Below are 20744 nucleotides of genomic sequence, written 5' to 3' on the forward strand. Positions count from 1 at the left end.
GCGGAGCACCTCGGCGCGTGACAGGGTGGATTCCCGTGACCCCTCCTCCCCCGATGCCCGAACTCACCGTGGTCGGCGCGATCAACGTCGACCTCACCGCCCGCGTCGAACGGGCCCCCGCGGCCGGCGAGACCGTCGCCGACGGCGTACTGCACCGCGGACCCGGCGGCAAGGGCGCCAATCAGGCCGTCGCCGCCGCCCGGCTCGGAGCCGCCGTGCGGTTGATCGGTGCCGTGGGCGACGACGCCGAGGGGCGTGGCATCCGGGAGCGGCTCGCCCGCGACGGTGTGGATGCCACCGGCGTCCAGACCTCGGATGCCGCCACCGGCACGGCCCTCATCGTCGTCGATGCGACGGGTGAGAACTCGATCGTCGTGTGCGCCGGCGCGAACGCGGCGATCGACGCCGGTGCGCTCGACGTCGAGGCCGGTGCCGCGGTGCTCATGCAGCTGGAGGTGTCGGATGCCGTGGTCGCGGCCGCCGCAGAGGCCGCCGGATTCTTCGCCCTCAACGCCGCCCCCGCACGTCCGCTCCCCGCGGGGGTGTTCGAGCAGTGCGACCTGGTCATCGTCAACGAGACGGAGTACGCGCAGCTGCCCGAGGTCCACGACGCGCCTCTTCTGTGCGTCACCCTCGGCGCCGAGGGGGCGCGGCTGTACCGTCACGGCGAGCTTGCGGCATCGGCCCCCGGGGTGGTGACGACCGCGGTCAACACCGTCGGGGCAGGAGATGCGTTCTGCGCGGCGCTCGTCGTGAGCCTGCTGCGCGGCGACACTCCCGACGACGCGCTGACGCGAGCGTGCGCCGTCGGCGCGGTGGCCGTCGCCGACGAGGCCTCGCAACCCGCGCTTGAGCACCTCGACGCCTACGGGGTGCAGCGATGACCCGCCGCCCGATCCTCGTCGACTGCGACACCGGCATCGACGATGCCCTCGCCCTCGCGTATCTGCTCGCCGAGCCCGCGGTCGAGATCGTCGGCGTCACCACGGTCTCCGGGAACACGGATGCCGCCCGCGCGGCCGCCAACACCCTGTCGCTCTTCGAGTTGGCCGGCGCGGACGACATCCCGGTCGCCGTCGGCGCCCACGACTTCCGCGGCCGCGCGTACGCGGGCGGCGCTCCCCACGTGCACGGCGACGACGGGGTCGGCGGCATCGCCCTGACCGCGTCGGCACGTGCCCACGATGCTCGCGCCGCCGTCGAGCTGATCGACCACCTGGCATCCCGGCATCCGGATCTCACCGTGCTCGCGCTGGGGCCCCTGACAAACCTCGCGGCCTACGCCGAGGCGCCGGGCGTCGCCCGATTCGATCGCCTCGTCGTCATGGGCGGCGCGTTCGCGCATTCGGGCAACGTCACGGCATGGGCCGAGGCGAACATCCACAACGACCCCGAGGCCGCCGCCGTGGTGTTCGCCCAGGACTGGGACACCACCCTCGTCCCCCTCGACGTGACCATGACGCAGACCCTGGATGCCACCGACCTCGTTCGTCTCGAAGCGATCCCCGGTGCGCTGCCCCAGGCGTTGGCCGCGATGCTGCCGCTCTACCTCGACTTCTACGCCGGGCGCGTCTTCCCCGACCGCCGCTGCGCCCTGCACGATCCGCTGGCGGCGATGGTCGCGGCGGGGGTGCTGCGGGGCGTGAGCGTCTCGTCGGGTCACGTGGACGTGCGGCTCGAGCGTGGTGAGCGCGGACGCACGGTGTCGTCGCGCGGCTCGTCGACGCAGCGGTGGGTGCGCGGCATGGAGGGGTCGGCCGTCGAAGTTCTGCTGGGGCGGCTGGAGGGGCGGGAGTGGCCGGGCTGATGCAGCCGGCCGGAATGACGAAGGGCGCCGCGCGCTTGTTCGCGCGGCGCCCTTCGTCATTTTCGGATCAGAAGTCCCAGTCGTCGTCTTCCGTCGCCTCGGCCTTGCCGATGACGTACGACGAACCCGAGCCGCTGAAGAAGTCGTGGTTCTCGTCGGCGTTGGGCGAGAGTGCCGACAGGATCGCCGGGTTAACGTTCGTGACCGACGACGGGAACATCGCCTCGTAGCCGAGGTTCATCAGCGCCTTGTTGGCGTTGTAGTGCAGGAACTTCTTGACGTCCTCGCTCAGGCCGACCGAGTCGTAGAGGCTCTGCGTGTACTGCACCTCGTTGTCGTAGAGCTCGTACATGAGCGAGAACGTGTAGTCCTTGAGGTCCTGACGACGCGCCTCGTCGACGGTCTCGAGACCACGCTGGAACTTGTAGCCGATGTAGTAGCCGTGCACGGCCTCGTCGCGGATGATGAGGCGGACCAGGTCGGCCGTGTTCGTCAGCTTCGCCCGGCTCGACCAGTGCATGGGCAGGTAGAAGCCCGAGTAGAACAGGAACGACTCGAGCAGGGTCGAGGCCACCTTGCGCTTGAGCGGATCGTCGCCACGGTAGTAGTCCATGACGATGCGCGCCTTCTTCTGAAGGAACTCGTTTTCGCTCGACCAGCGGAACGCCTCGTCGATCTCCTTCGTCGAGCACAGCGTCGAGAAGATCGACGAATAGCTCTTGGCGTGCACCGACTCCATGAACGCGATGTTCGTGTACACGGCTTCCTCGTGCGGGGTGAGCGCATCGGGGATGAGCGAGACGGCGCCGACCGTGCCCTGGATCGTGTCGAGGAGCGTGAGCCCCGTGAACACGCGCATGGTGAGCGTCTGCTCCTCGGGGGTGAGCGTGTTCCACGACTGGATGTCGTTCGACAGCGGCACCTTCTCGGGGAGCCAGAAGTTGTTCACCAGACGGTTCCAGACCTCGAGGTCCTTGTCGTCTTGGATGCGGTTCCAGTTGATGGCCTGCACGTGGTTCAGCAGCTGCAGCTTCTCAGCCATGGCGTTCCTGCGTCCTCTATCGGTGTATCAGTCGGGGGGTGTCAGCGGCTCAGAGCATGCACGAGACGCACTCGGTCATGTCGGTGCCCTCGAGCGCCAGCTGGCGGAGGCGGATGTAGTAAATGGTCTTGATGCCCTTCCGCCACGCGTAGATCTGCGCCTTGTTGATGTCGCGCGTGGTGACAGTGTCCTTGAAGAACAGCGTCAGCGACAGGCCCTGGTCGACGTGCTGCGTCGCGGCGGCGTACGTGTCGATGACCTTCTCGTAGCCGATCTCGTACGCGTCCTGGTAGTACTCCAGGTTCTCGTTCGTCATGAACGGCGCCGGGTAGTAGACGCGACCGAGCTTGCCTTCCTTGCGGATCTCGATCTTCGACGCGATCGGGTGGATCGAGCTCGTGGAGTTGTTGATGTACGAGATCGAGCCGGTGGGGGGAACCGCCTGCAGGTTCTGGTTGTAGATACCGTGCGCCTGCACCGACGCCTTCAGCTCACGCCAGTCGTCCTGCGTGGGGATCTGCACGCCGGCGAAGAGCTCCTTCGCCTTGGACGTCTGCGGCGCCCACACCTGGTCGATGTACTTGTCGAAGAAGTCGCCCGACGCGTACGTGGAGTTCTCGAAGCCGTCGAAGGCCGTGCCGCGCTCGATCGCGAGACGGTTCGAGGCGCGCAGCGCGTGGAACAGCACCGTGTAGAAGTAGATGTTCGTGAAATCGATGCCCTCTTCAGAGCCGTAGAAGACGTGCTCGCGGGCGAGGTAACCGTGCAGGTTCATCTGGCCGAGGCCGATGGCGTGCGAGCGGTCGTTGCCGTCTTCGATCGAGCGCACCGATGCGATGTGGCTCTGCACGCTGACGGCGGTGAGGGCACGGATCGCCGTCTCGACCGTGAGGCCCAGGTCGCCGCCGTCCATCGCCAGCGCGATGTTCATCGAGCCGAGGTTGCAGGAGATGTCCTTGCCGATGGTGTCGTACGAGAGGTCCTCGTTGTACGTCGTCGGGGTGTTGACCTGGAGGATCTCGGAGCACAGGTTCGACATGTTGATGCGGCCGGCGATGGGGTTCGCCTTGTTCACCGTGTCTTCGAACATGATGTACGGGTAGCCCGACTCGAACTGGATCTCGGCGAGCGTCTGGAAGAACTCCCGCGCGTTGATCTTCGTCTTCTTGATGCGGGGGTCGTCGACCATCTCGCGGTACTTGTCGGTGACCGAGATGTCGCCGAACGGCTTCTTGTAGACCTTCTCGACGTCGTACGGCGAGAAGAGGTACATGTCTTCGCCGTTCTTGGCGAGTTCGAACGTGATGTCGGGGATGACGACACCCAGCGACAGCGTCTTGATGCGGATCTTCTCGTCGGCGTTCTCACGCTTGGTGTCGAGGAAGCGCAGGATGTCGGGGTGGTGCGCATTGAGGTACACCGCGCCGGCGCCCTGACGGGCACCCAGCTGGTTGGCGTAGCTGAAGCTGTCTTCGAGCAGCTTCATGACGGGGATGATGCCCGACGACTGGTTCTCGATCTGCTTGATCGGGGCCCCCGCCTCGCGGATGTTCGACAGCAGCAGGGCGACGCCGCCACCGCGCTTCGACAGCTGCAGCGCGGAGTTGATGCCGCGGGCGATCGACTCCATGTTGTCTTCGATGCGCAGAAGGAAGCACGACACGAGCTCGCCGCGCTGAGCCTTCCCGGCGTTCAGGAAGGTGGGGGTGGCGGGCTGGAAACGACCCGAGATGATCTCGTCGACCAGCTGCACCGCCAGGCGCGGGTCGCCGTCTGCGAGGGCGAGGGCGGTCATGACGACGCGGTCCTCGAAGCGCTCGAGGTAGCGCTTGCCGTCGAAGGTCTTGAGCGTGTAGCTCGTGTAGTACTTGAACGCGCCGAGGAACGTCTCGAAGCGGAACTTGGCGCCGTAGGCGCGGTCGTTGAGCTCCTGGATGAACTCCATCGAGTACTTCGCGAGCACGGTCGGCTCGTAGTACTCCTTCTCGACGAGGTAGTCGAGGCGCTCCTTGAGGGAGTGGAAGAACACCGTGTTCTGGTTGACGTGCTGCAGGAAGTACTCCCGCGCGGCGCGCTTATCGGCGTCGAACTGGATCTTGCCGTCGGCGTCGTACAGGTTCAGCATCGCGTTGAGGGCGTGGTAATCCAGTCCCTCGAAGCGCACCTCGGTCTTGAAGTCCACGTCGGTCAGCTCAACTTCCACCATCGTTCCAATCCCTCGGTGACCCGCTCGACATCGTCGGGGGTGCCGAAAACTTCTAGCCGGTAAAGGTGCGGCACCGCGCACTTGCGCGCGACGATGTCGCCGGCGAGGCAGAAAGCGTCGCCGAAGTTCGTGTTTCCCGCGGAGATGACCCCGCGGATGTTGCGTCGGTTCCGCTCCTCATTGAGGAACCGGATGACCTGCTTGGGGACCGCGCCCTTCTCGACGCCCCGGCCGGCACCCCCACCGTAGGTGGGAGTGACCAGCACGAAGGGTTCGTCGATGTCGAGGGCCGGATCGGTCGGTAGCAGCGGAATGCGCACGGCCCGCTTTCCGAGCTTCTCGATGAAACGTGCGGTGTTGCCCGACACGCTCGAGAAATAGACCAGCAGCGGAGCCTCGGTCGCCGACATGACAGCGCTCATGACAGGGGTCTGAGAGCGTGTCGAGGGGTCAGGCGAGACGTGACGCCAGCTCGTCGATCTTGTCGGGGCGGAAGCCCGACCAGTGGTCCTCGTCGGTGATGACGACGGGTGCCTGCAGGTACCCGAGCGACTTGACCTGCTCGAGCGCAGACGCATCTTCGGACAGGTCGAGCACGTTGTACTCGATGCCCTTCGAGTCGAGTGCGCGGTAGGTCGCGGTGCACTGGACGCAGGACGGCTTGGTGTAGACCGTGATCGCCATGTCGTTCTCTCTTTCCCCTGGAAAATCGTCGTCCGGACGGGCAGGGCTCGCCGGGACCTCAATACTACATATGGGGACGGACATCGGAAGGCACCACAAGGGGTAGTAGTTACATCCGTGTGATTTTCCACCGTCTCTCCCCAGATACAACACAGGTTGTCCACGTTTTCATCCACAGACCGGACCCCCTTCCGACGTCTTGTTAACACGCGCGATTCCGCGGTTGTCGCGATGCGCGTTCGATGTTGTCCACAGTTCGGACGCTAGACGGGGGTTCCGACATCGCACAGGTCGACGATTTCGGTGACCGGCGTGTCGCGGCGTGTCGCGGCATCCGGTGTCGAACGGGTCCGAAGCGCGTGTCGGAGGTCGGTTGTAGCGTGGTGCGGTGGCCGGCTACCGCGTACTCCTTCGAACCCCTGGCGTGGGGCGCATCATCGCCGCGCAGTTGACGGCACGCTTCCCCAACGGCATGACGAGCCTCGCGGTGCTGCTGCACATCGAGCACGTCACCGGCTCGTACGGGGCCGCCGGTCTCGTCCTCGCCGCCACGAGCATCGGCCAGGCCGTCGCCGGCCCCGTCACGAGCCGGTGGATGGGCATCTGGGGCATGCGGCGCGTGCTGTCGGTGACGCTGCTGGTGTGCGCGGCCGCGATCGCGACCCTCGCCCTCATCGAGATGCCCCTGCCGCTCTACATGGTGCTCGGGCTCGTCGCCGGGCTCTCCACACCCCCCGTCCAGTCGGCGGTGCGCACCATCTACCCCAAGATGGTGCCGTCGAAGCAGCTCACGCCGCTGTACTCGCTCGACGCCTCGTTGCAAGAGATCATCTGGGTGCTCGCGCCCGTTGTGATCACCCTCGTCGCCACGCAGGTCGGCACCGTTCCCGGTCTGCTGCTGATCGTCGTCATCCTGCTCGGCGGCGGCGCGTGGTTCATCTTCAGTCCCGAGGTGGGCCGCGTCCGCATCCCCCGCAGCCGCCGCGCCCTCGGCAAGGTGCTCGCCAAGCCGCCCGTCATCCTCGCCACCGCCACCGGATTCCTGCTTATCGGCGCGTGCGCGGCCGTCGAGGCCGGTGTCGTGGCGACGTTCGACCACGGCGGCCTCGAGGCGGGGCTCATCCTCGCCGTCTTCGCCGTGGGCAGCCTCGCGGGCGGACTCTCGTTCGGGCACATCCCCATCGGCCCGTGGGCCATGGCCCGTCGTTTCGCGATCGTCGCCCTCGGCCTGTCCCTGACCATCGTGTCGCTGAACGCGTGGTGGCTCGGGGCCACGCTGATCGTCGCCGGCGCCGGCATCGCGCCCGCGCTCGCGGTCATGTTCGCCATGACCTCGGCGAGCGTGCGCTTCAGCGAGACCGCCGAGGCGTACGGCTGGATCGGCACCGGTCAGCTCATCGGTGCGGCCGCAGGATCCGCTGTCGCGGGCTTCCTCGTCGACGGCGTCGGCCCCACCGGCGCCTACGTCGCCGCGGCCGGTTTCGCGGTCGCCGGGTTCATCGTCTCGGCCGTGTTCGTGCGCGGCTTCCCCGACCTGCGGCACCGCGACTCGAGCCCGATCCCCGACACCGAACCGGTCGAGACGATCACCTGAGCCGGGATGCCGCTCCGCCCGGCATCCGCTTCCCCTCAGGCGCGGACCGTGTCTCGCCGGAGCCGCTCGCGTTCGCCTCCTCGTGGTTCGGGGCGGAATCGGGTGGTTTGGGGCGGAATCGGCCCCTCGGGGCGCGAAACTCCCGCCCCGAACACACGGATCCGCCCCACACCGCAGGCCCCCGGCACACCACGGCGCCTCGAAAACCCGCGCCGCGCGTCAGTGCGTGCGACGCAGCAACTCGAGGACGGCGAGTGCGTAGGCGTCGGCCGGCGCCGGGTGATCGAACACCAGCGTCGCCCCGCCGATCGAGATCTCGACCTCGTAGGTGTCGGACAGTCGGCGCAGCGACCGGAACGTCGCGCGCAGCAACTCGCGCAGCTGCGACTCCGACGGCAGCCACAGGGCGTCTTCGGTGGCGACGGAGTCCAGCGCCCACTCCGTCGTGCCGTTGAAGGCGAGGATGCGCCCGGTCGGGTAATCGCGAGGCTCGACCGTCATGTCGCTCATCGTGAAGATGTCGGCCTCGAACTCCGGCTCGTCCAGCTGGAAGCGGTCGCCGGATCGCGGGTGCCACACGAGTCCCGCCGCGCGGAGCGCCTGAGCCATCTCGGTCGAGATCATGGCATCCATTCTGGGGGCGATCCGCGGGCACGGGTCCGCGCGCGCCCCCTGGGCGAGGGAAGAATGGATGCCATGCCCGCACCCGTGACCCTCCCCCGCCTGTCGTGGGGCTCCCCCGGCGCCCCTCGCGCCCTCCTCGCCCACGGCCTCGGTTCGGACGGCGCCCTCATGTGGCGGTACGGTGCAGCCCTGGCCGATGCGGGGTGGCACGCGGTGGCGGTCGACCTGCGCGGGCACGGCGCCGCACCCCGCGCCCTGGACTACTCCCTCGCCGCGTACGCCGCCGACCTCGCCGCGACGACGCCCGAGGCGGACGCCCCGTGGGACGCCGTGGTCGGGCACTCCTTGGGCGGCGCCGCGGCGACGGTCGCGGCGGCGGGCGATCCCGGATGGACGCGCCGACTCGTCCTGATCGACCCGGCCATCGCGCTGTCCGACGACGACCGCGAGATCGTGCGCGTGAGCCAGGAGCAGGCGTTCGGCGACCCGAGCGTCGAAGCGGTGCGGGCGGCGCACCCCGCGTGGCATCCGATCGACGTGGAGTTGAAGGCTCGCGCCACGCAGCGCGCGAGCCGCTGGGCGGTCGAGCAGACGAGCCTGCAGAACGCCGAATGGGATGTGCGGGCCGCAGCGGCCGCGCTCACGGTTCCCACGCACGTGATCGGCGCGGATCCGGCGGTGCACTCGATCTTCACGGACGATCTCGCCGCGGAGGTGCTGCGCAACCCGAGGGTCACGATGAGTGTCATCGCGGGCGCGGGGCACTCCCCGCACCGTGACCGACCCGAGGCCGCGGTGGCGGCGCTGCTCGACGCGCTGGGCTGAAGCGGAAGGCGGCTTCCGATCGCGCGACGCCACGCGAAACGGACACCATCGCGAGATGCCGGAGCGCGGATGCCACGAGCGCGATCGGCCGAGCACGGTGACCTTCTGCGGAATCGCTGTCACCCCCGGGCCGCGATGTCGGTTGTCCCGAGCAGAATGGATGCCATGACCTCGTTCGATCCGGCTCGGTATCTGCCCGACGATCTCCTCGCGCGCATCCACGAGCGGGCGGCGGTGCACGACCGCGAGAACACCTTCCCCCACGACGACCTCGATGAGTTGCGGGCGGCGGGGTATCTCGGCGTCCTCGTCCCGGAGGCCGCTGGGGGCGCGGGTCTGAGCCTGGCCGACGTGTCGTTGCTGCAGCAGCGTCTCGCGGGCGCCGCCCCGGCGACGGCTCTGGCGGTCAACATGCATCTCGTGTGGACGGGCGTCGCCAAGGTCCTGCGCGACCGCGGTATCGACGACCTCGCCTTCGTCGAGGAGGCCGCAGCGGCCGGCGAGGTGTTCGCCTTCGGTATCAGCGAGGCGGGCAATGACCTCGTGCTGTTCGGCAGCGACACCGTCGCCGAGCCCGACGGGGAGGGTGGCTACACCTTCACGGGCACGAAGACCTTCACCTCGCTCTCTCCCGTGTGGCAGCACCTGGGCGTGCACGGGCTCGACTCCGCCGCGTCCGACGGGCCGAAGATGGTCTTCGCCTTCCTCGACCGCAGCGACGCGGTGGTCGCACGCGACGACTGGGACACCCTCGGCATGCGCGGCACCCAGAGCCGTACCACCGAGCTCCGCGGCGCACACGCCCCCGCCGAGCGCGTCGTGAGGCGGATCGACCCGGGCCCGCAACCCGATCCTCTGGTGTTCGGCATCTTCGCGGTGTTCGAGATCCTCCTCGCCTCGGTCTACACGGGGATCGCGCGGCGCGCGCTCGACCTGGCCGTCGAGGCGGCGACGTCACGGCGGTCGAAGAAGACGGGCACGACCTACGCGAACGATCCCGACATCCGCTGGAGGGTGGCCGACATGTCTCTGGCCTACGAGGCCCTCCCTCCGCAACTCGCCTCGCTCGCGCGAGACGTCGACGACCTCGCCGATCACGGTCCGCGGTGGTTCTCCCTGCTGTCGGGTGTGAAGCACCGAGCCGTCACCATGGCGAAAGACGTCGTCGACGACGCCATCCTCGTCGGGGGCGGGGCCGCCTACTTCACACGCAACGAGCTCAGCCGCCTGTACCGAGACGTCCTGGCCGGCATGTTCCACCCGTCCGACGCCGAGTCGGCCCATTCGACCGCCGCGTCCGCGTGGCTCGGACCGGTGACGGCCTGATGGCCCGCACCTCGACGGCGGCGCTGAGCCCCGCCGACCAGGAGCGCCGTCGCGCGCTGCGCGTGATGAAGGGCGTCGCGCTGGGCGCGCTGCTCGGCATGGCGATCGTCTTCGCGGTCTCGTTCTCGCTGCAGCGCGAGGCCGAGTGGCTGCAATACGTCCGCGCGGCCGCCGAGGGCGGCATGGTCGGCGCCCTCGCCGACTGGTTCGCGGTGACCGCACTGTTCCGCCACCCTCTCGGATTGCCGATCCCGCACACGGCGATCATCCCGCGACGGAAAGACGAGATCGGCCGTCAGCTCGGCGAATTCGTCGAGACCAACTTCCTCGAGGGCGACGTCGTGCGGGCCAAGCTCGAGTCGACGCCCCTCTCGGCGCGCGCGGGTGCGTGGTTGGCCGAGCCCGCACACGCCGATCGTGTCGCCGCCGAGGCCGCCACGCTGGCGTCGAGCGTCCTCACCGCGCTCGATGACGACGACGTACAGGGCCTGATCGAAGACCTCGCGCGCGAGCACCTGCTGTCGCCCGACTGGGGCCCGTCGATCGGCGGATGGCTTCAGCGGGTCGTCGCCTCCGGCGCCCACCACGGCGCCGTCGACCTCGCCCTCGACAACATCGCGGTGTGGCTCGGGAACAACCGCGACACCTTCCAGGGTCTCGTGTCACGGCGCCTGCCGGCGTGGGTGCCGGGAGTCGCCACCCGTCTCGTCGACGACACCGTGTACCGCGAGGCCGTGCAGTTCGTCGACGCCGTACGCGCCGACCCGCGGCACCAGGCGCGCGGCGCGATCGACGGCTACCTCACGCGCCTCGCCGACAACCTCCAGAACGACCCGGCCACCATGGTGCGCCTCGAAGAGGCGAAGGCGGCCGTCTTCGACAGCCCGCGGGTGCGCCAACTCGCCGCCGACGCCTGGAACACCGCCAAGACGGGACTGCTGCGCTCGCTCGCCGACCCCGGGAGCGGACTGCGGCGACGCGCCTCGGCGGCCCTGGCCGAGGTCGGCGAACGCCTGCAGCGCGACGAGATCCTGCAGAAGCGCGTCGATGGGTGGGTGACCGACGCGGCCGTCTTCGTCGTCGGCCGCTATCGCCACGACATCGCGTCGATCATCACCGACACCGTCGAGCGGTGGGATGCCGAAGAGACCACCGAGAAGATCGAGCTCATGGTCGGCCGCGACCTGCAGTACATCCGCTTGAACGGCACGATCGTCGGAGCCCTCGCCGGTCTGGTGATCTTCACCGTCGCCCACCTGGTCTGGGGCTCATGACCGTCGCCGTGGCCGGTAAACGAAGGGCCTCGGGTCGCGACGCCTCGTAGCCGTGTGGGGGTGAGTAATCTGAGCCTCGTGAGCGACGGTTCGGGGACCGTGGAGCCCCTCTTCACCTACGGAGTGCTGCAGACGCCCGACGTGCAACTCGACACCTTCGGTCGCCTCCTCCACGGCGACCACGACACCCTGCCCGCCTTCCGCCTCGATGAGGGCGAGAGCGGTGATGAGCGGGGCGCGCCCGCCGCGAGTTCCCACCGCCGCCGGGTGCTGCGACACAGCGGTGACCCGCGCGATCGCGTCTTCGGCACGGTCGTGCGCCTGAGCCCCGACGAGCTCGACGCGGCCGACGAGTACCTGATGACGGGGTCGCGCCGTATCTCGGTCGTCTTGGCGAGCGGTCTGAGCGCCTGGGTCTACGTGGGCGCATGAGGGCGCTGTCCGTCGACCCGCTCTGGCCGCGCGCCGGGGACTGGCCCGCCCCGACACGCGAAGAGGCACCCGACGCCGTGCTGCTCGGCATACCGGCGTGGCGCACGTCGCTCTCGCCGACGGGTGCGGGCGAAACCCCCGCCGCCGTGCGGGAGGCACTGCGTCGGTACTCCCCCACGATCATGGGCCCACCGCCCGTCGATCTGAACGCCGTCCTCCGCATCGCCGATGCCGGCGATGTCGCCGAGCCCGACGGGAGGGAGGGCGAAGCACGCGTCCGGGCCGCCGTGGCCGAGCTCGCTTCGGCACGACTGCTGATCGCCCTCGGCGGAGACAACTCGGCCACCTACGCCGTCGCGCAGGGTCGGCGGGCACGCGGGCTGGTGACACTCGACGCACACTTCGACCTGCGCGACGGAGAATCCAACGGCTCGCCCGTGCGTCGGCTGCTCGCCGAGGGACTCGACCCCCGACGGGTCGTGCAGATCGGCATCGCCGACTTCGCCAACTCCGCGGCGTATGCCCGACGCGCCCTCGACGCGGGCATCACCGTCATCACGCTCGACGAGGTCCGCCGCCGCGGCATCGAGGCGGTCGTCACCGACGCCCTGCGCATCGCGAGCGGAGGCGACTCCCCGCATGACGCGGGAGCCCCCGACGCGGGCCCGGGCGTCGCAAGAACGGACGCCGACGCCGAGGAGTACCTCGATACCCCCGGGCGCACCGTCCGAGGCGGCGATGCCGGCACCGATATCGCGGCTCCCGCACCCACGCAGGCACGACCGGCCGAGCCCGGCGGCATCCACCTCGACATCGATGTCGACGTGTGCGATCGATCCGTCGCGCCCGGCTGCCCGGCGAGCGTTCCGGGCGGGCTCGCCGCGTGGGAGCTGCGGGCGCTGGTGCGCGGGATCGCCCGCGACCCCCGCGTCACCAGCGCCGACATCGTCGAGGTGGATGCCACGGCCGACGCCGCTGACGCCCGCACCGTGCGACTTGCCGCGCTCTGCGTTCTCGAACTCCTCGCTGGATTGGCGGATAGACCATGATTCAACTCATCCTCGCGCGCCACGCGAAGTCGGACTGGGCCGATGAAGGCCTCGACGATCACGACCGTCCCCTCAATGACCGCGGGCGGCGCGACGCGCCCGCGGTCGCCCGCACCGTCCAGCGCGCGGGGGTGCGCCCCGCCGTCATCCTGTCGAGCACGGCCCTCCGGGCGAAGCAGACCGCCGACGCGTTCGCGGAGGCTTTCGAGGTCGAGGCCGTCGAACGGCGCGAGCTCTACCTCGCCGCACCCGATGGTCTGCTGGACGCCGCCCGCACCAGCGGAGTCGACGAGGTGATGGTCGTCGCGCATGATCCCGGCATGAGCTCGCTGGTGTCGCGACTGGCCGACCGCGACGAGCGCATGGTGACCTGCGCGGTCGCCGTCTTCACCTGGCACGACGGCACCTGGGACGACGTCGACGCGACTGCCCCCGACGAGTTCGACCTCTATACGCCGTAGGCCCGCCTCGATCGTCGCAGCGGCCCCTCGCCAGAACCGGATCCTTCTTCCGCGCACTGTCGGGGACGCACGAGATCACGTCCGGGGACCCCCGTGGCAGCGAATGCGCTCCCAGAATCAGCGTTTCGTCATCCGGCCGACATCTGTCTCGTCATTGCGGCGAACATCGGTCTGGTAGAACTGTCTGATACCCGACGCGGTCGTCTGTGCCGCGCGGGGACCCGGCGGGTGCATGCGGCGGAACCTGAGGAACGGTCATGACCCCCGAAACCCCCCCTTGCGCCTGCGCAGAGGATCGCATGGATCGATGTCGCACGCGGCATCGCCATCACCCTCGTCGTCTTCCATCACTCCATCCAGTTCCTGGACGCCACCGGGTGGCAGGTGGACGCGCTCATGCAGGTGACCGCCGCGCTGTCGACGTTCCGGATGCCGCTGTTCTTCCTCGTGTCGGGCCTGCTCGCTTCCTCCGCGATCGCGCGTCTGAGCTTCGCCTCCCTCTTCTGGAAGCGCCTGGCGCTCCTCGTGTACCTCTACGCCCTGTGGTGCGTCATCTGGTGGGCGTGGTTCCTCTTCGTCCCCCGCCCGTTCGACCCGCTGACCTCCCCCGTCGGCGATCTGGCGACGGCGCTGTACCTCCCCTGGTCGGGCCTGTGGTTCCTCTACGCCCTCATCCTCTACACCGTCGCCGCCTGGGTGCTCCGCCGCGTCCCGCGGGTCGCCCAGCTCGGCATCGCCTTCGGCGTCGCCTGCCTCTTCGCCACCGGCATCGTGACCGTCGGTTCGTCGTACACCTGGCGGTCGGTCGGCACGTATTTCGCCCTGTTCATGACGGGGGTGGTCTGCCGGCAGATCGTCGAGGCGTTCGCTCGCCGCGTGAACGTGTGGTGGCTGGTGGGAACGGGTGCGGCCCTCGCCGCGGGGACTGCCGCGCTGCCCCTCCTGCCGCTGCAGGGTGTGTTCCGCGTGGCGTTGTGCGTCGTCGGCGCGTCGTTCGGCGTCTCGATCGCGGTCATGCTGGCGCGTTCGCCGATCGCCCGGAGGGCCGTCGGCGCACTCGGGTCGCGCACCCTGCCGATCTACGTGCTCAATTCGCTACTCCTGGCGCTCGCGGTCGCGATCCTGCCCGTCGAGCTGGTGCCGGGGTCTCTCGCCGCCGTCCTGCTCACGGCCCTCGTGGTCACGACGGCCTTGATCATCCGCCGCGCGGTGGGCTCGTTCTCGGGGGTCTTCACCCTCCCGTCCCCGATCGACCGCTTCGCGAAACGGCGTCTGCAGGTCGACCGCCTCGGAGCCGGACGTGGCCACTGAGTCGCTGATCCCGCCCCGCACTCGCCGCCGCGGGCGCGGCTGGGTGATCGCCCTCGCCCTCGTGCTGGCGGTGGTCGTCGCGGGAGCGGCGATCATGGTTCCGGCGTACGTCTTCCCCGCCGCCGCCGCACCTCCCGCGCGCGCCGACGTCATCTACGTGATCGGTCCTCCCACCGAGGGGCGGATCGCACTGGCCGAGCGACTGCGAAGCGATGGGGTGGCCGACGACATCCTCATCTCGGTCCCGTCGGAGGGCGAGCAGTCGGCGGCGAAGCTGAGCGTCTGCCAGCAGCGGCACGTCACCTGCGAGCACCCCGACCCGTTCACGACCGCCGGGGAGATGGCGCTCCTCAACGCGCGGTACGGTCCCGAGGCGAGCGCAGTCGTCATCACCTTCACCCCCCACGTGAGTCGGACGCGCTTCATCGCGGCGCAGTGCGCCGACGCGCAGGTGACCGTGGTCGACGTGCCGACCTCTCTCGATCTCGGGGAGTGGATCTACCAGTTCGCCTACCAGACGGGCGGGTTCGCCAAAGCGGTCGCCGCCCCCTGCTCCTGAGACGCCCCCGCGGCTCGCAACTCCTCGCCGTCCTTCCACACGTGGCGCACGAGCGGCACCCCGGGTCGGTAGGCCAGGTGCACGCGCGACGGTGCGTCGAGCAGCACGAGGTCGGCCCGCGCCCCGGGCGCGATCACGCCGACGTCCGTGCGGCGCAACGCCCGCGCGCCGCCCGCCGTCGCCGCCCAGACCGCCTCGGCCGGGGTCATCCCCATCTCGCGCACGGCGAGCGCGATCATCAACGGCAGGGAGCTGGTGAAGCTCGAGCCCGGATTGCAGTCGCTGGCGAGCGCGACGGTGACGCCGGCGTCCAGCAACCGACGCGCGTCGGGGTAGGGCTGGCGCGTCGAGAACTCCACGCCCGGGAGCAGGGTGGCCACCGTGTCCGATCCGGCGAGCGCGGCCACATCGTCGTCGGAGAGGAAGGTGCAGTGATCGACCGCGGCGGCCCCGAGGTCGACCGCGAGCCGCACCCCCTCGCCGTAGCCGAGTTGATTGCCGTGCACCCGGATGCCGAGACCCGCCGCGCGGCCCGCCTCGAGCACCCGCCGGCACTGACCGGCGGTGAAGGCGCCCTCTTCGCAGAACGCGTCGATCCACCGCACGTGGGACACGACGGCGCGGAGCATCTCGCCCACCACGAGGTCGACGTACTCCTCGGCGCTGCCGACATGGTCGGGGGCGACCACGTGCGCTCCGAGGAAGGTCACCTCGTCGGTCACCTCCGCGGCGAGACGCGCCAGACGCGCCTCGGTCTCGACGTCGAGACCGTAGCCGGTCTTCACCTCCAGTGTCGTCGTGCCCTGCGACCGGCATTCCGCGACGAGGGCGGCAAGGCGCGTCCGCAGGTCGTCGTCGGTCGCCGCCCGCGTCGCGGCCACCGTCGTGCGGATCCCTCCCGCCGCGTACCGCTCCCCCGCCATCCGCGCGGCGAACTCCTCCGCACGATCGCCCCCGAAGACGAGGTGGGTGTGACTGTCGACGAAACCGGGGATCACGGCGCGGCCGCCCGCGTCCACGACGCGGACACCGGGATCAACGCCGGATGCCACGGCATCCGGGGCGTCCGTCGCGCGGCCCGTCCACGCGATGCGGCCATCTCGCACGAACACCACGGCGTCGCGGATCGTGCCGCACGGGTCGCCGTCGGCGGCGACGTTCGTCGTCAGCTCGCCGATGCCGGTCAGCAGGAACGTGTTCGCGGCATCCGCACCGTCCGCCCCGGAGGTACGCACCCCCTCGGCACCGGTCGGCCCTGAGGGGCTCACCACATCGGCACCGTCAGACCCCGTTCGACGGCGACCTCTCGGGCGCGGTCGTAGCCGGCATCCACGTGCCGCATCACCCCGGTGCCGGGGTCGTTGACGAGCACGCGCGCGAGCTTCTCGGCGGCGAGCTGCGTGCCGTCCGCGACGCAGACCTGACCGGCGTGGATGCTGCGGCCGATGCCTACGCCCCCGCCGTGATGGATCGACACCCACGACGCCCCGCTGGCGGTGTTGAGCAGGGCGTTCAGCAGGGGCCAGTCGGCGATGGCATCCGAACCGTCGGCCATCGCCTCGGTCTCACGGTAGGGCGAGGCGACGGAACCTGCGTCGAGGTGGTCGCGACCGATCACGATCGGCCCTGCCAGCTCGCCCGAGGCGACCATCTCGTTGAACTTCAGGCCCGCGAGGTGGCGTTCCTTGTAGCCGAGCCAGCAGATGCGCGCCGGCAGTCCCTCGAACTGCACCGTCGATCCGGCCTTCTCGAGCCAGCGGTGAAGAGCTGCGTCTTCCGGGAACAGCTCCGCGACGGCGCGGTCGGTCTTGGCGATGTCCTCCGGGTCGCCCGAGAGTGCCACCCAGCGGAACGGCCCCTTCCCCTCCGCGAAGAGTGGACGGATGTACGCCGGTACGAACCCCGGGAATTCGAACGCGCGGTCGTACCCGCCGAGCTCGGCCTCCCGGCGGATCGAGTTGCCGTAGTCGAACACCGAGGCCCCGGCATCCTGGAACCCCACCATCGCCCTCACGTGCGCGGCCATGCTCTCGCGCGAACGCCGGGTGAAATCCTCGGGGTCGCGCGCGGCCATGGTGCGCCACTCGTCGACCGACACCCCGACGGGCAGGTACGACAGCGGGTCGTGGGCGCTCGTCTGGTCGGTGACGATGTCGATCCGGATGCCGCGGGCGAGCAGTTCCGGGAACACCTCGGCGGCGTTGCCCTCGATCCCGACCGACAGCGCCTCACCCGCGTCACGCGCGGCGCTCACCCGCTCGATCGCCGCGTCCAGGTCGTCGGCCACCTCGTCGAGATAGCCGTGGGCGACGCGTCGGTCCAGGCGCGTGCGGTCGACGTCGACGATCAGCACGGCACCGCCGTTCATGGTCACCGCGAGCGGTTGCGCGCCGCCCATCCCGCCGCAGCCGGCCGTGAGGGTCAGCGTTCCTGCGAGCGATTGCCGACCGAGCGAGGCCGCGACCGCGGCGAACGTCTCGTACGTGCCCTGCAGAATGCCCTGCGTGCCGATGTAGATCCACGATCCCGCGGTCATCTGGCCGTACATCGTCAGGCCGAGCTCTTCGAGACGGCGGAACTCGGGCCAGGTGGCCCAGTCGCCCACGAGGTTCGAATTGGCGATGAGCACGCGCGGTGCCCACTCGTGCGTGCGGAACACCCCCACGGGCTTGCCCGACTGCACGAGCAGCGTCTCGTCGGGCTCCAGTTCGTCGAGGGTGCGCACGATCGCGTCGTACGCGGCCCACGAGCGGGCGGCCTTACCGGTGCCGCCGTACACGACGAGGTCGTCGGGGCGCTCGGCGACGTCGGGATCGAGGTTGTTCATCAGCATGCGCTTGGCCGCCTCGGCGCCCCAGCTCTTGGCGGAGCGGACATCACCGCGGGTCGCGCGGACGGGCCCACGGGATGCCGGGACCTCCGCGTCTCCGCCATCGGCGGCCGCCGCGTGCGAACGGTTCATCGTGTCGGTCATGCGTGATCTCCTTCGATCCGGGCAGGGGCGTTCTGAGCGGGTGGTCTAGGCCAAGGCGGTCTGAGCGAGGGGCGTCTGGGCGAGGGCGGCCCGTGCGACGGCTCCGCGGGCGACGAGGTCGGTGACGGCCTCGATCTCGGGCGAGACGAAGCGGTCGGGGCCGGGGCCGGCGACACGCGTGCGGACGAGGTCGCGCACGGCCCCCGTGGCCGGCGCCGGCACGAGCGGGGCGCGCAGGTCGAGGGCGCGGCACCCGGTCATCACTTCGATGGCGAGCACGCGCGCGAGCCCGTCGATCGCGCGACGGAGCTTGCGCGCACCCGCCCACCCCATCGACACGTGGTCCTCCTGCATGGCGCTCGAGGGGATCGAGTCGACCGACGCGGGCGCGGCGAGTCGCTTGAGCTCCGACACGATCCCCGCCGCGGCGTACTGCGCGATCATCAGGCCGGAGTCGACGCCCACTTCGTGTGCGAGGAACGGCGGCAGTCCGTTGCTGCGCGCCGCATCGAGCGCACGGTCGGTGCGCCGCTCCGACATGGATGCCACGTCGGCCACCGCGATAGCGAGGAAATCGAGCACGTACGCCACCGGCGCTCCGTGGAAGTTGCCGTTCGATTCGACGCGGCCGTCGACGGTCACGACGGGGTTGTCGACCGCGGATTCCAGCTCGCGCTCCGCGACGACGGTGGCGTGCTCCAGCGTGTCGCGCGCCGCACCGTGCACCTGTGGCGCGCACCGCAGCGAGTACGCGTCCTGCACGCGCGTGCACTCGGGTCCGCGGTGGCTGGCCACGATGGGCGACCCGGCGAGGAACGCGCGCAGGTTCGCGGCGGACTCGGCCTGGCCCAGCTGCGGGCGGAGCGCCATGAGGTCGGCGGCGAACACGGCATCCGTCCCGAGCTGGGACTCGATCGACAGGGCCGCCGACACATCGGCGGTCAGGAGAAGCGTCTCGAGGTCGTACAGGGCGAGCAGCAGCATGCCGAGCATGCCGTCGGTGCCGTTGATGAGGGCGAGCCCCTCCTTCTCGCGCAGGGCGACGGGGGTGATCCCCGCGGCGGAGAGGGCGTCGGCCGCCGGAACCACCTGGCCGGATCCATTGCGCACGTCGCCCTCGCCCATGACGGCGAGCGCCACGTGCGACAGCGGCGCGAGATCGCCGGAACAGCCCAGCGAGCCGTACTCGTGGACGACCGGGGTGATCCCGGCGTTGAGCAGCGCCGCGTACGTCTCGACCACGACGGGGCGCACGCCCGTGCGACCGGTGGCGAGCGTCTGCAGGCGCAACAGCATGAGCGCGCGAACCACCTCGCGCTCGACCTCGCCGCCCGTGCCGGCGGCGTGGGAGCGGATCAGGCTCGCCTGCAGCTGCGCGCGGCGATCCTCGGCGATGAAGGTCGTGGCGAGAGCCCCGAAGCCGGTCGAGATGCCGTAGTGCGGTTGCGGGTCGTCGGCGAGGCCCTCGATGAGGGTGCGGGTGTCCGCCACCCGATCGAGCGCGTCACCGTCGATCATGACCCGTGCGCCGTGGCGCGCGACGTCGACCACCTCGCGGGGGGTGAGGGGGGCTGCTCCGACGGTGATGCTGACGTCCATACGCCGATTCCACCGCGAAGGATGGCCTGCGGCGAGAGGGTTCTGGCATCCTGTGTCTGTCATGTCAGACAATCCGCGCCCGCAGGTTCCCGCCGCCGATCAGACGCTGCGGATTCTCTCGCTGCTCGCGCGCCAGCCCGGGCCGGTGGCCGCGCAATCGATCTCGACGAGCCTCGGCATCCCGCGGTCGAGCACGTACCACCTGCTCTCGACACTCGAGGAGCACGGGTACGTCGTGCACCTGCCCGGCGACCGACGCTGGGGTCTGGGCACCGCCGCGTTCGAACTGGGCGGCGGATACGCCCGGCAGCAGCCGCTCGCGCGTCTCGGTCGACCACTGCTGGCGGCGTTGTCCGACCGGGTCGGCGAGTCGGCCCACCTCGCCGTTCTCGCGGGACGCGACGTGCTGTACATCGTCGAGGAACGCGCCCCCCGGCGCCCCGCACTCGTCACCGACGTCGGCGTGCGCCTCCCCGCGCACCTCACCGCCACGGGTCGGGCGATGCTGGCCGCCCTCCCCCGCGAGCAGGTGCGGGCGTCGTTCCCGGATGCCACCGCCCTCACGCAGCGACACGGGTCGGGTCCCGCCACCCCGCGCGCGCTGCGCGAGGTGCTGCGCGAGGTGCGCGCGGCGGGCTTCGCCCGCGAAGACGGCGAGGTCACACCCGGTTTCCGCTCCGTCGCCGCCGCCGTGCTCGATCACGCCGGCTGGCCGGCGGCCGCGGTGGCGATCACGTGGCCCGCGGACGGTCCGAAGCGGGATGCCGCCTCCCTCGCCGACGCGGCGACCTCCACCGCCGCCGAGCTCGCACGTCGCATCGGTCGCCACGCCTGACGCGCTCTCCCGCCCCGCCCCACCCGATTCGGGGTGCGAGATGTGCACCGGGTCGGACGCCGACCGCCCCACCGCACAGAACCCGCCCCACGCGTCGCGCCCCGCGCGCCATGGCATCCGCTCCGGTCGCTGCGCCCGCGCG

The 20744-nt window shown here is 70.2% G+C and carries 20 protein-coding genes; 12 read left to right on the forward strand and 8 right to left on the reverse strand.

Translation table 11 applies throughout. The features are described 5' to 3' along the window. The first annotated feature begins 53 nt into the window (after nucleotides 1-53). Together FHS07_RS12610 and FHS07_RS12615 are read left to right on the forward strand one after the other, a co-directional pair. Nucleotides 54-884 (forward strand): PfkB family carbohydrate kinase, encoded by an 831-nt coding sequence (locus FHS07_RS12610; RefSeq protein ID WP_183420279.1) that lies wholly within the window; start codon nucleotides 54-56, stop codon nucleotides 882-884. Further along, nucleotides 881-1807, forward strand: a complete 927-nt coding sequence (locus FHS07_RS12615; protein WP_183420280.1) for a nucleoside hydrolase — start codon at nucleotides 881-883, stop codon at nucleotides 1805-1807. The genes FHS07_RS12610 and FHS07_RS12615 overlap by 4 nt, the downstream gene beginning before the upstream one ends. 67 nt (nucleotides 1808-1874) lie before the next feature. On the opposite strand, the gene nrdF is transcribed toward FHS07_RS12615, so the two are convergent. From nrdF to nrdH, 4 genes are read right to left on the reverse strand one after another with little or no spacing between them, the layout of a single operon-like run. After that, nucleotides 1875-2849 (reverse strand): class 1b ribonucleoside-diphosphate reductase subunit beta, encoded by a 975-nt coding sequence (gene nrdF / locus FHS07_RS12620; RefSeq protein WP_055956927.1) that lies wholly within the window; start codon nucleotides 2847-2849, stop codon nucleotides 1875-1877. 49 nt (nucleotides 2850-2898) lie between these two features. After that, nucleotides 2899-5055, reverse strand: coding sequence for a class 1b ribonucleoside-diphosphate reductase subunit alpha (gene nrdE, locus FHS07_RS12625; RefSeq protein WP_183420281.1), 2157 nt, complete (start codon nucleotides 5053-5055; stop codon nucleotides 2899-2901). Further along, the gene (gene nrdI / locus FHS07_RS12630) at nucleotides 5037-5477 is read right to left on the reverse strand and encodes a class Ib ribonucleoside-diphosphate reductase assembly flavoprotein NrdI (RefSeq protein WP_055956923.1); all 441 of its coding nucleotides are present in this window, start codon (nucleotides 5475-5477) and stop codon (nucleotides 5037-5039) included. Before nrdI ends, nrdE begins: the two co-directional genes overlap by 19 nt. A gap of 28 nt (nucleotides 5478-5505) precedes the next feature. After that, nucleotides 5506-5739 (reverse strand): glutaredoxin-like protein NrdH, encoded by a 234-nt coding sequence (gene nrdH / locus FHS07_RS12635; protein ID WP_183420282.1) that lies wholly within the window; start codon nucleotides 5737-5739, stop codon nucleotides 5506-5508. Between the two features lie 388 nt (nucleotides 5740-6127). On the opposite strand from nrdH, the gene FHS07_RS12640 reads away from it, so the two are divergent. After that, entirely contained in the window at nucleotides 6128-7333 is a 1206-nt protein-coding gene (locus FHS07_RS12640) for an MFS transporter (protein ID WP_183420283.1), read from the forward strand. Nucleotides 7334-7552: 219 nt separating this feature from the next. Here the strand turns inward: FHS07_RS12640 and FHS07_RS12645 are convergent, their stop codons facing one another. Beyond that, nucleotides 7553-7957, reverse strand: coding sequence for a pilus assembly protein CpaE (locus FHS07_RS12645; RefSeq protein ID WP_183420284.1), 405 nt, complete (start codon nucleotides 7955-7957; stop codon nucleotides 7553-7555). A gap of 72 nt (nucleotides 7958-8029) precedes the next feature. Between FHS07_RS12645 and FHS07_RS12650 the strand changes: the two genes are divergently transcribed. The 8 genes from FHS07_RS12650 (at nucleotide 8030) to FHS07_RS12685 (ending at nucleotide 15194) form a co-directional block, all read left to right on the forward strand. Beyond that, nucleotides 8030-8782: an alpha/beta fold hydrolase gene (locus FHS07_RS12650; RefSeq protein WP_183420285.1), complete on the forward strand. Its 753-nt coding sequence runs from the start codon at nucleotides 8030-8032 to the stop codon at nucleotides 8780-8782. 165 nt (nucleotides 8783-8947) lie between these two features. After that, nucleotides 8948-10108, forward strand: a complete 1161-nt coding sequence (locus FHS07_RS12655) for an acyl-CoA dehydrogenase family protein (RefSeq protein ID WP_183420286.1) — start codon at nucleotides 8948-8950, stop codon at nucleotides 10106-10108. After that, complete coding sequence (locus tag FHS07_RS12660) at nucleotides 10108-11382, forward strand: DUF445 domain-containing protein (protein WP_183420287.1); 1275 nt, start codon at nucleotides 10108-10110, stop codon at nucleotides 11380-11382. The genes FHS07_RS12655 and FHS07_RS12660 overlap by 1 nt, the downstream gene beginning before the upstream one ends. A 78-nt stretch (nucleotides 11383-11460) precedes the next feature. Continuing rightward, nucleotides 11461-11814 (forward strand): gamma-glutamylcyclotransferase family protein, encoded by a 354-nt coding sequence (locus tag FHS07_RS12665; RefSeq protein ID WP_183420288.1) that lies wholly within the window; start codon nucleotides 11461-11463, stop codon nucleotides 11812-11814. Beyond that, nucleotides 11811-12863, forward strand: coding sequence for an arginase family protein (locus FHS07_RS12670; protein ID WP_183420289.1), 1053 nt, complete (start codon nucleotides 11811-11813; stop codon nucleotides 12861-12863). Before FHS07_RS12665 ends, FHS07_RS12670 begins: the two co-directional genes overlap by 4 nt. Then, nucleotides 12860-13324: a SixA phosphatase family protein gene (locus FHS07_RS12675; RefSeq protein ID WP_183420290.1), complete on the forward strand. Its 465-nt coding sequence runs from the start codon at nucleotides 12860-12862 to the stop codon at nucleotides 13322-13324. The genes FHS07_RS12670 and FHS07_RS12675 overlap by 4 nt, the downstream gene beginning before the upstream one ends. A 303-nt stretch (nucleotides 13325-13627) precedes the next feature. Then, complete coding sequence (locus FHS07_RS12680) at nucleotides 13628-14635, forward strand: acyltransferase family protein (protein ID WP_343054737.1); 1008 nt, start codon at nucleotides 13628-13630, stop codon at nucleotides 14633-14635. Next, nucleotides 14625-15194, forward strand: coding sequence for a YdcF family protein (locus FHS07_RS12685; RefSeq protein ID WP_183420291.1), 570 nt, complete (start codon nucleotides 14625-14627; stop codon nucleotides 15192-15194). Before FHS07_RS12680 ends, FHS07_RS12685 begins: the two co-directional genes overlap by 11 nt. On the opposite strand, the gene hutI is transcribed toward FHS07_RS12685, so the two are convergent. From hutI to hutH, 3 genes are read right to left on the reverse strand one after another with little or no spacing between them, the layout of a single operon-like run. After that, nucleotides 15146-16429: an imidazolonepropionase gene (hutI, locus tag FHS07_RS12690; RefSeq protein WP_183420776.1), complete on the reverse strand. Its 1284-nt coding sequence runs from the start codon at nucleotides 16427-16429 to the stop codon at nucleotides 15146-15148. The two genes, FHS07_RS12685 and hutI, sit on opposite strands and share 49 nt — an antisense overlap. A gap of 29 nt (nucleotides 16430-16458) precedes the next feature. After that, a complete protein-coding gene (locus FHS07_RS12695) occupies nucleotides 16459-18156 on the reverse strand; it encodes a urocanate hydratase (protein ID WP_183420777.1) in 1698 nt (565 codons plus the stop codon). Between the two features lie 57 nt (nucleotides 18157-18213). Continuing rightward, nucleotides 18214-19767 carry a histidine ammonia-lyase gene (gene hutH / locus FHS07_RS12700; protein ID WP_183420292.1) on the reverse strand — a complete coding sequence of 518 codons (1554 nt, stop codon included), beginning with the start codon at nucleotides 19765-19767 and terminating at the stop codon, nucleotides 18214-18216. Nucleotides 19768-19828: 61 nt separating this feature from the next. On the opposite strand from hutH, the gene FHS07_RS12705 reads away from it, so the two are divergent. Next, entirely contained in the window at nucleotides 19829-20602 is a 774-nt protein-coding gene (locus tag FHS07_RS12705) for an IclR family transcriptional regulator (RefSeq protein ID WP_183420293.1), read from the forward strand. Nucleotides 20603-20744: the final 142 nt, after the last annotated feature.

The sequence above is a fragment of the Microbacterium proteolyticum genome (genome assembly GCF_014192415.1).
GTDB classification, from domain to species: domain Bacteria; phylum Actinomycetota; class Actinomycetes; order Actinomycetales; family Microbacteriaceae; genus Microbacterium; species Microbacterium proteolyticum.

What these genes read in the sequence shown, in the direction of transcription:
- FHS07_RS12610 (WP_183420279.1), top strand. Translation starts at nt 54, where the DNA reads ATGCCCGAACTCACCGTGGTCGGCGCGATCAACGTCGACCTCACCGCC.
- FHS07_RS12615 (WP_183420280.1), top strand. Translation starts at nt 881, where the DNA reads ATGACCCGCCGCCCGATCCTCGTCGACTGCGACACCGGCATCGACGAT.
- nrdF (WP_055956927.1), bottom strand. Translation starts at nt 2,849, where the DNA reads ATGGCTGAGAAGCTGCAGCTGCTGAACCACGTGCAGGCCATCAACTGG.
- nrdE (WP_183420281.1), bottom strand. Translation starts at nt 5,055, where the DNA reads ATGGTGGAAGTTGAGCTGACCGACGTGGACTTCAAGACCGAGGTGCGC.
- nrdI (WP_055956923.1), bottom strand. Translation starts at nt 5,477, where the DNA reads ATGAGCGCTGTCATGTCGGCGACCGAGGCTCCGCTGCTGGTCTATTTC.
- nrdH (WP_183420282.1), bottom strand. Translation starts at nt 5,739, where the DNA reads ATGGCGATCACGGTCTACACCAAGCCGTCCTGCGTCCAGTGCACCGCG.
- FHS07_RS12645 (WP_183420284.1), bottom strand. Translation starts at nt 7,957, where the DNA reads ATGATCTCGACCGAGATGGCTCAGGCGCTCCGCGCGGCGGGACTCGTG.
- FHS07_RS12650 (WP_183420285.1), top strand. Translation starts at nt 8,030, where the DNA reads ATGCCCGCACCCGTGACCCTCCCCCGCCTGTCGTGGGGCTCCCCCGGC.
- FHS07_RS12655 (WP_183420286.1), top strand. Translation starts at nt 8,948, where the DNA reads ATGACCTCGTTCGATCCGGCTCGGTATCTGCCCGACGATCTCCTCGCG.
- FHS07_RS12660 (WP_183420287.1), top strand. Translation starts at nt 10,108, where the DNA reads ATGGCCCGCACCTCGACGGCGGCGCTGAGCCCCGCCGACCAGGAGCGC.
- FHS07_RS12670 (WP_183420289.1), top strand. Translation starts at nt 11,811, where the DNA reads ATGAGGGCGCTGTCCGTCGACCCGCTCTGGCCGCGCGCCGGGGACTGG.
- FHS07_RS12675 (WP_183420290.1), top strand. Translation starts at nt 12,860, where the DNA reads ATGATTCAACTCATCCTCGCGCGCCACGCGAAGTCGGACTGGGCCGAT.
- FHS07_RS12695 (WP_183420777.1), bottom strand. Translation starts at nt 18,156, where the DNA reads ATGAACCGTTCGCACGCGGCGGCCGCCGATGGCGGAGACGCGGAGGTC.
- hutH (WP_183420292.1), bottom strand. Translation starts at nt 19,767, where the DNA reads ATGGACGTCAGCATCACCGTCGGAGCAGCCCCCCTCACCCCCCGCGAG.
- FHS07_RS12705 (WP_183420293.1), top strand. Translation starts at nt 19,829, where the DNA reads ATGTCAGACAATCCGCGCCCGCAGGTTCCCGCCGCCGATCAGACGCTG.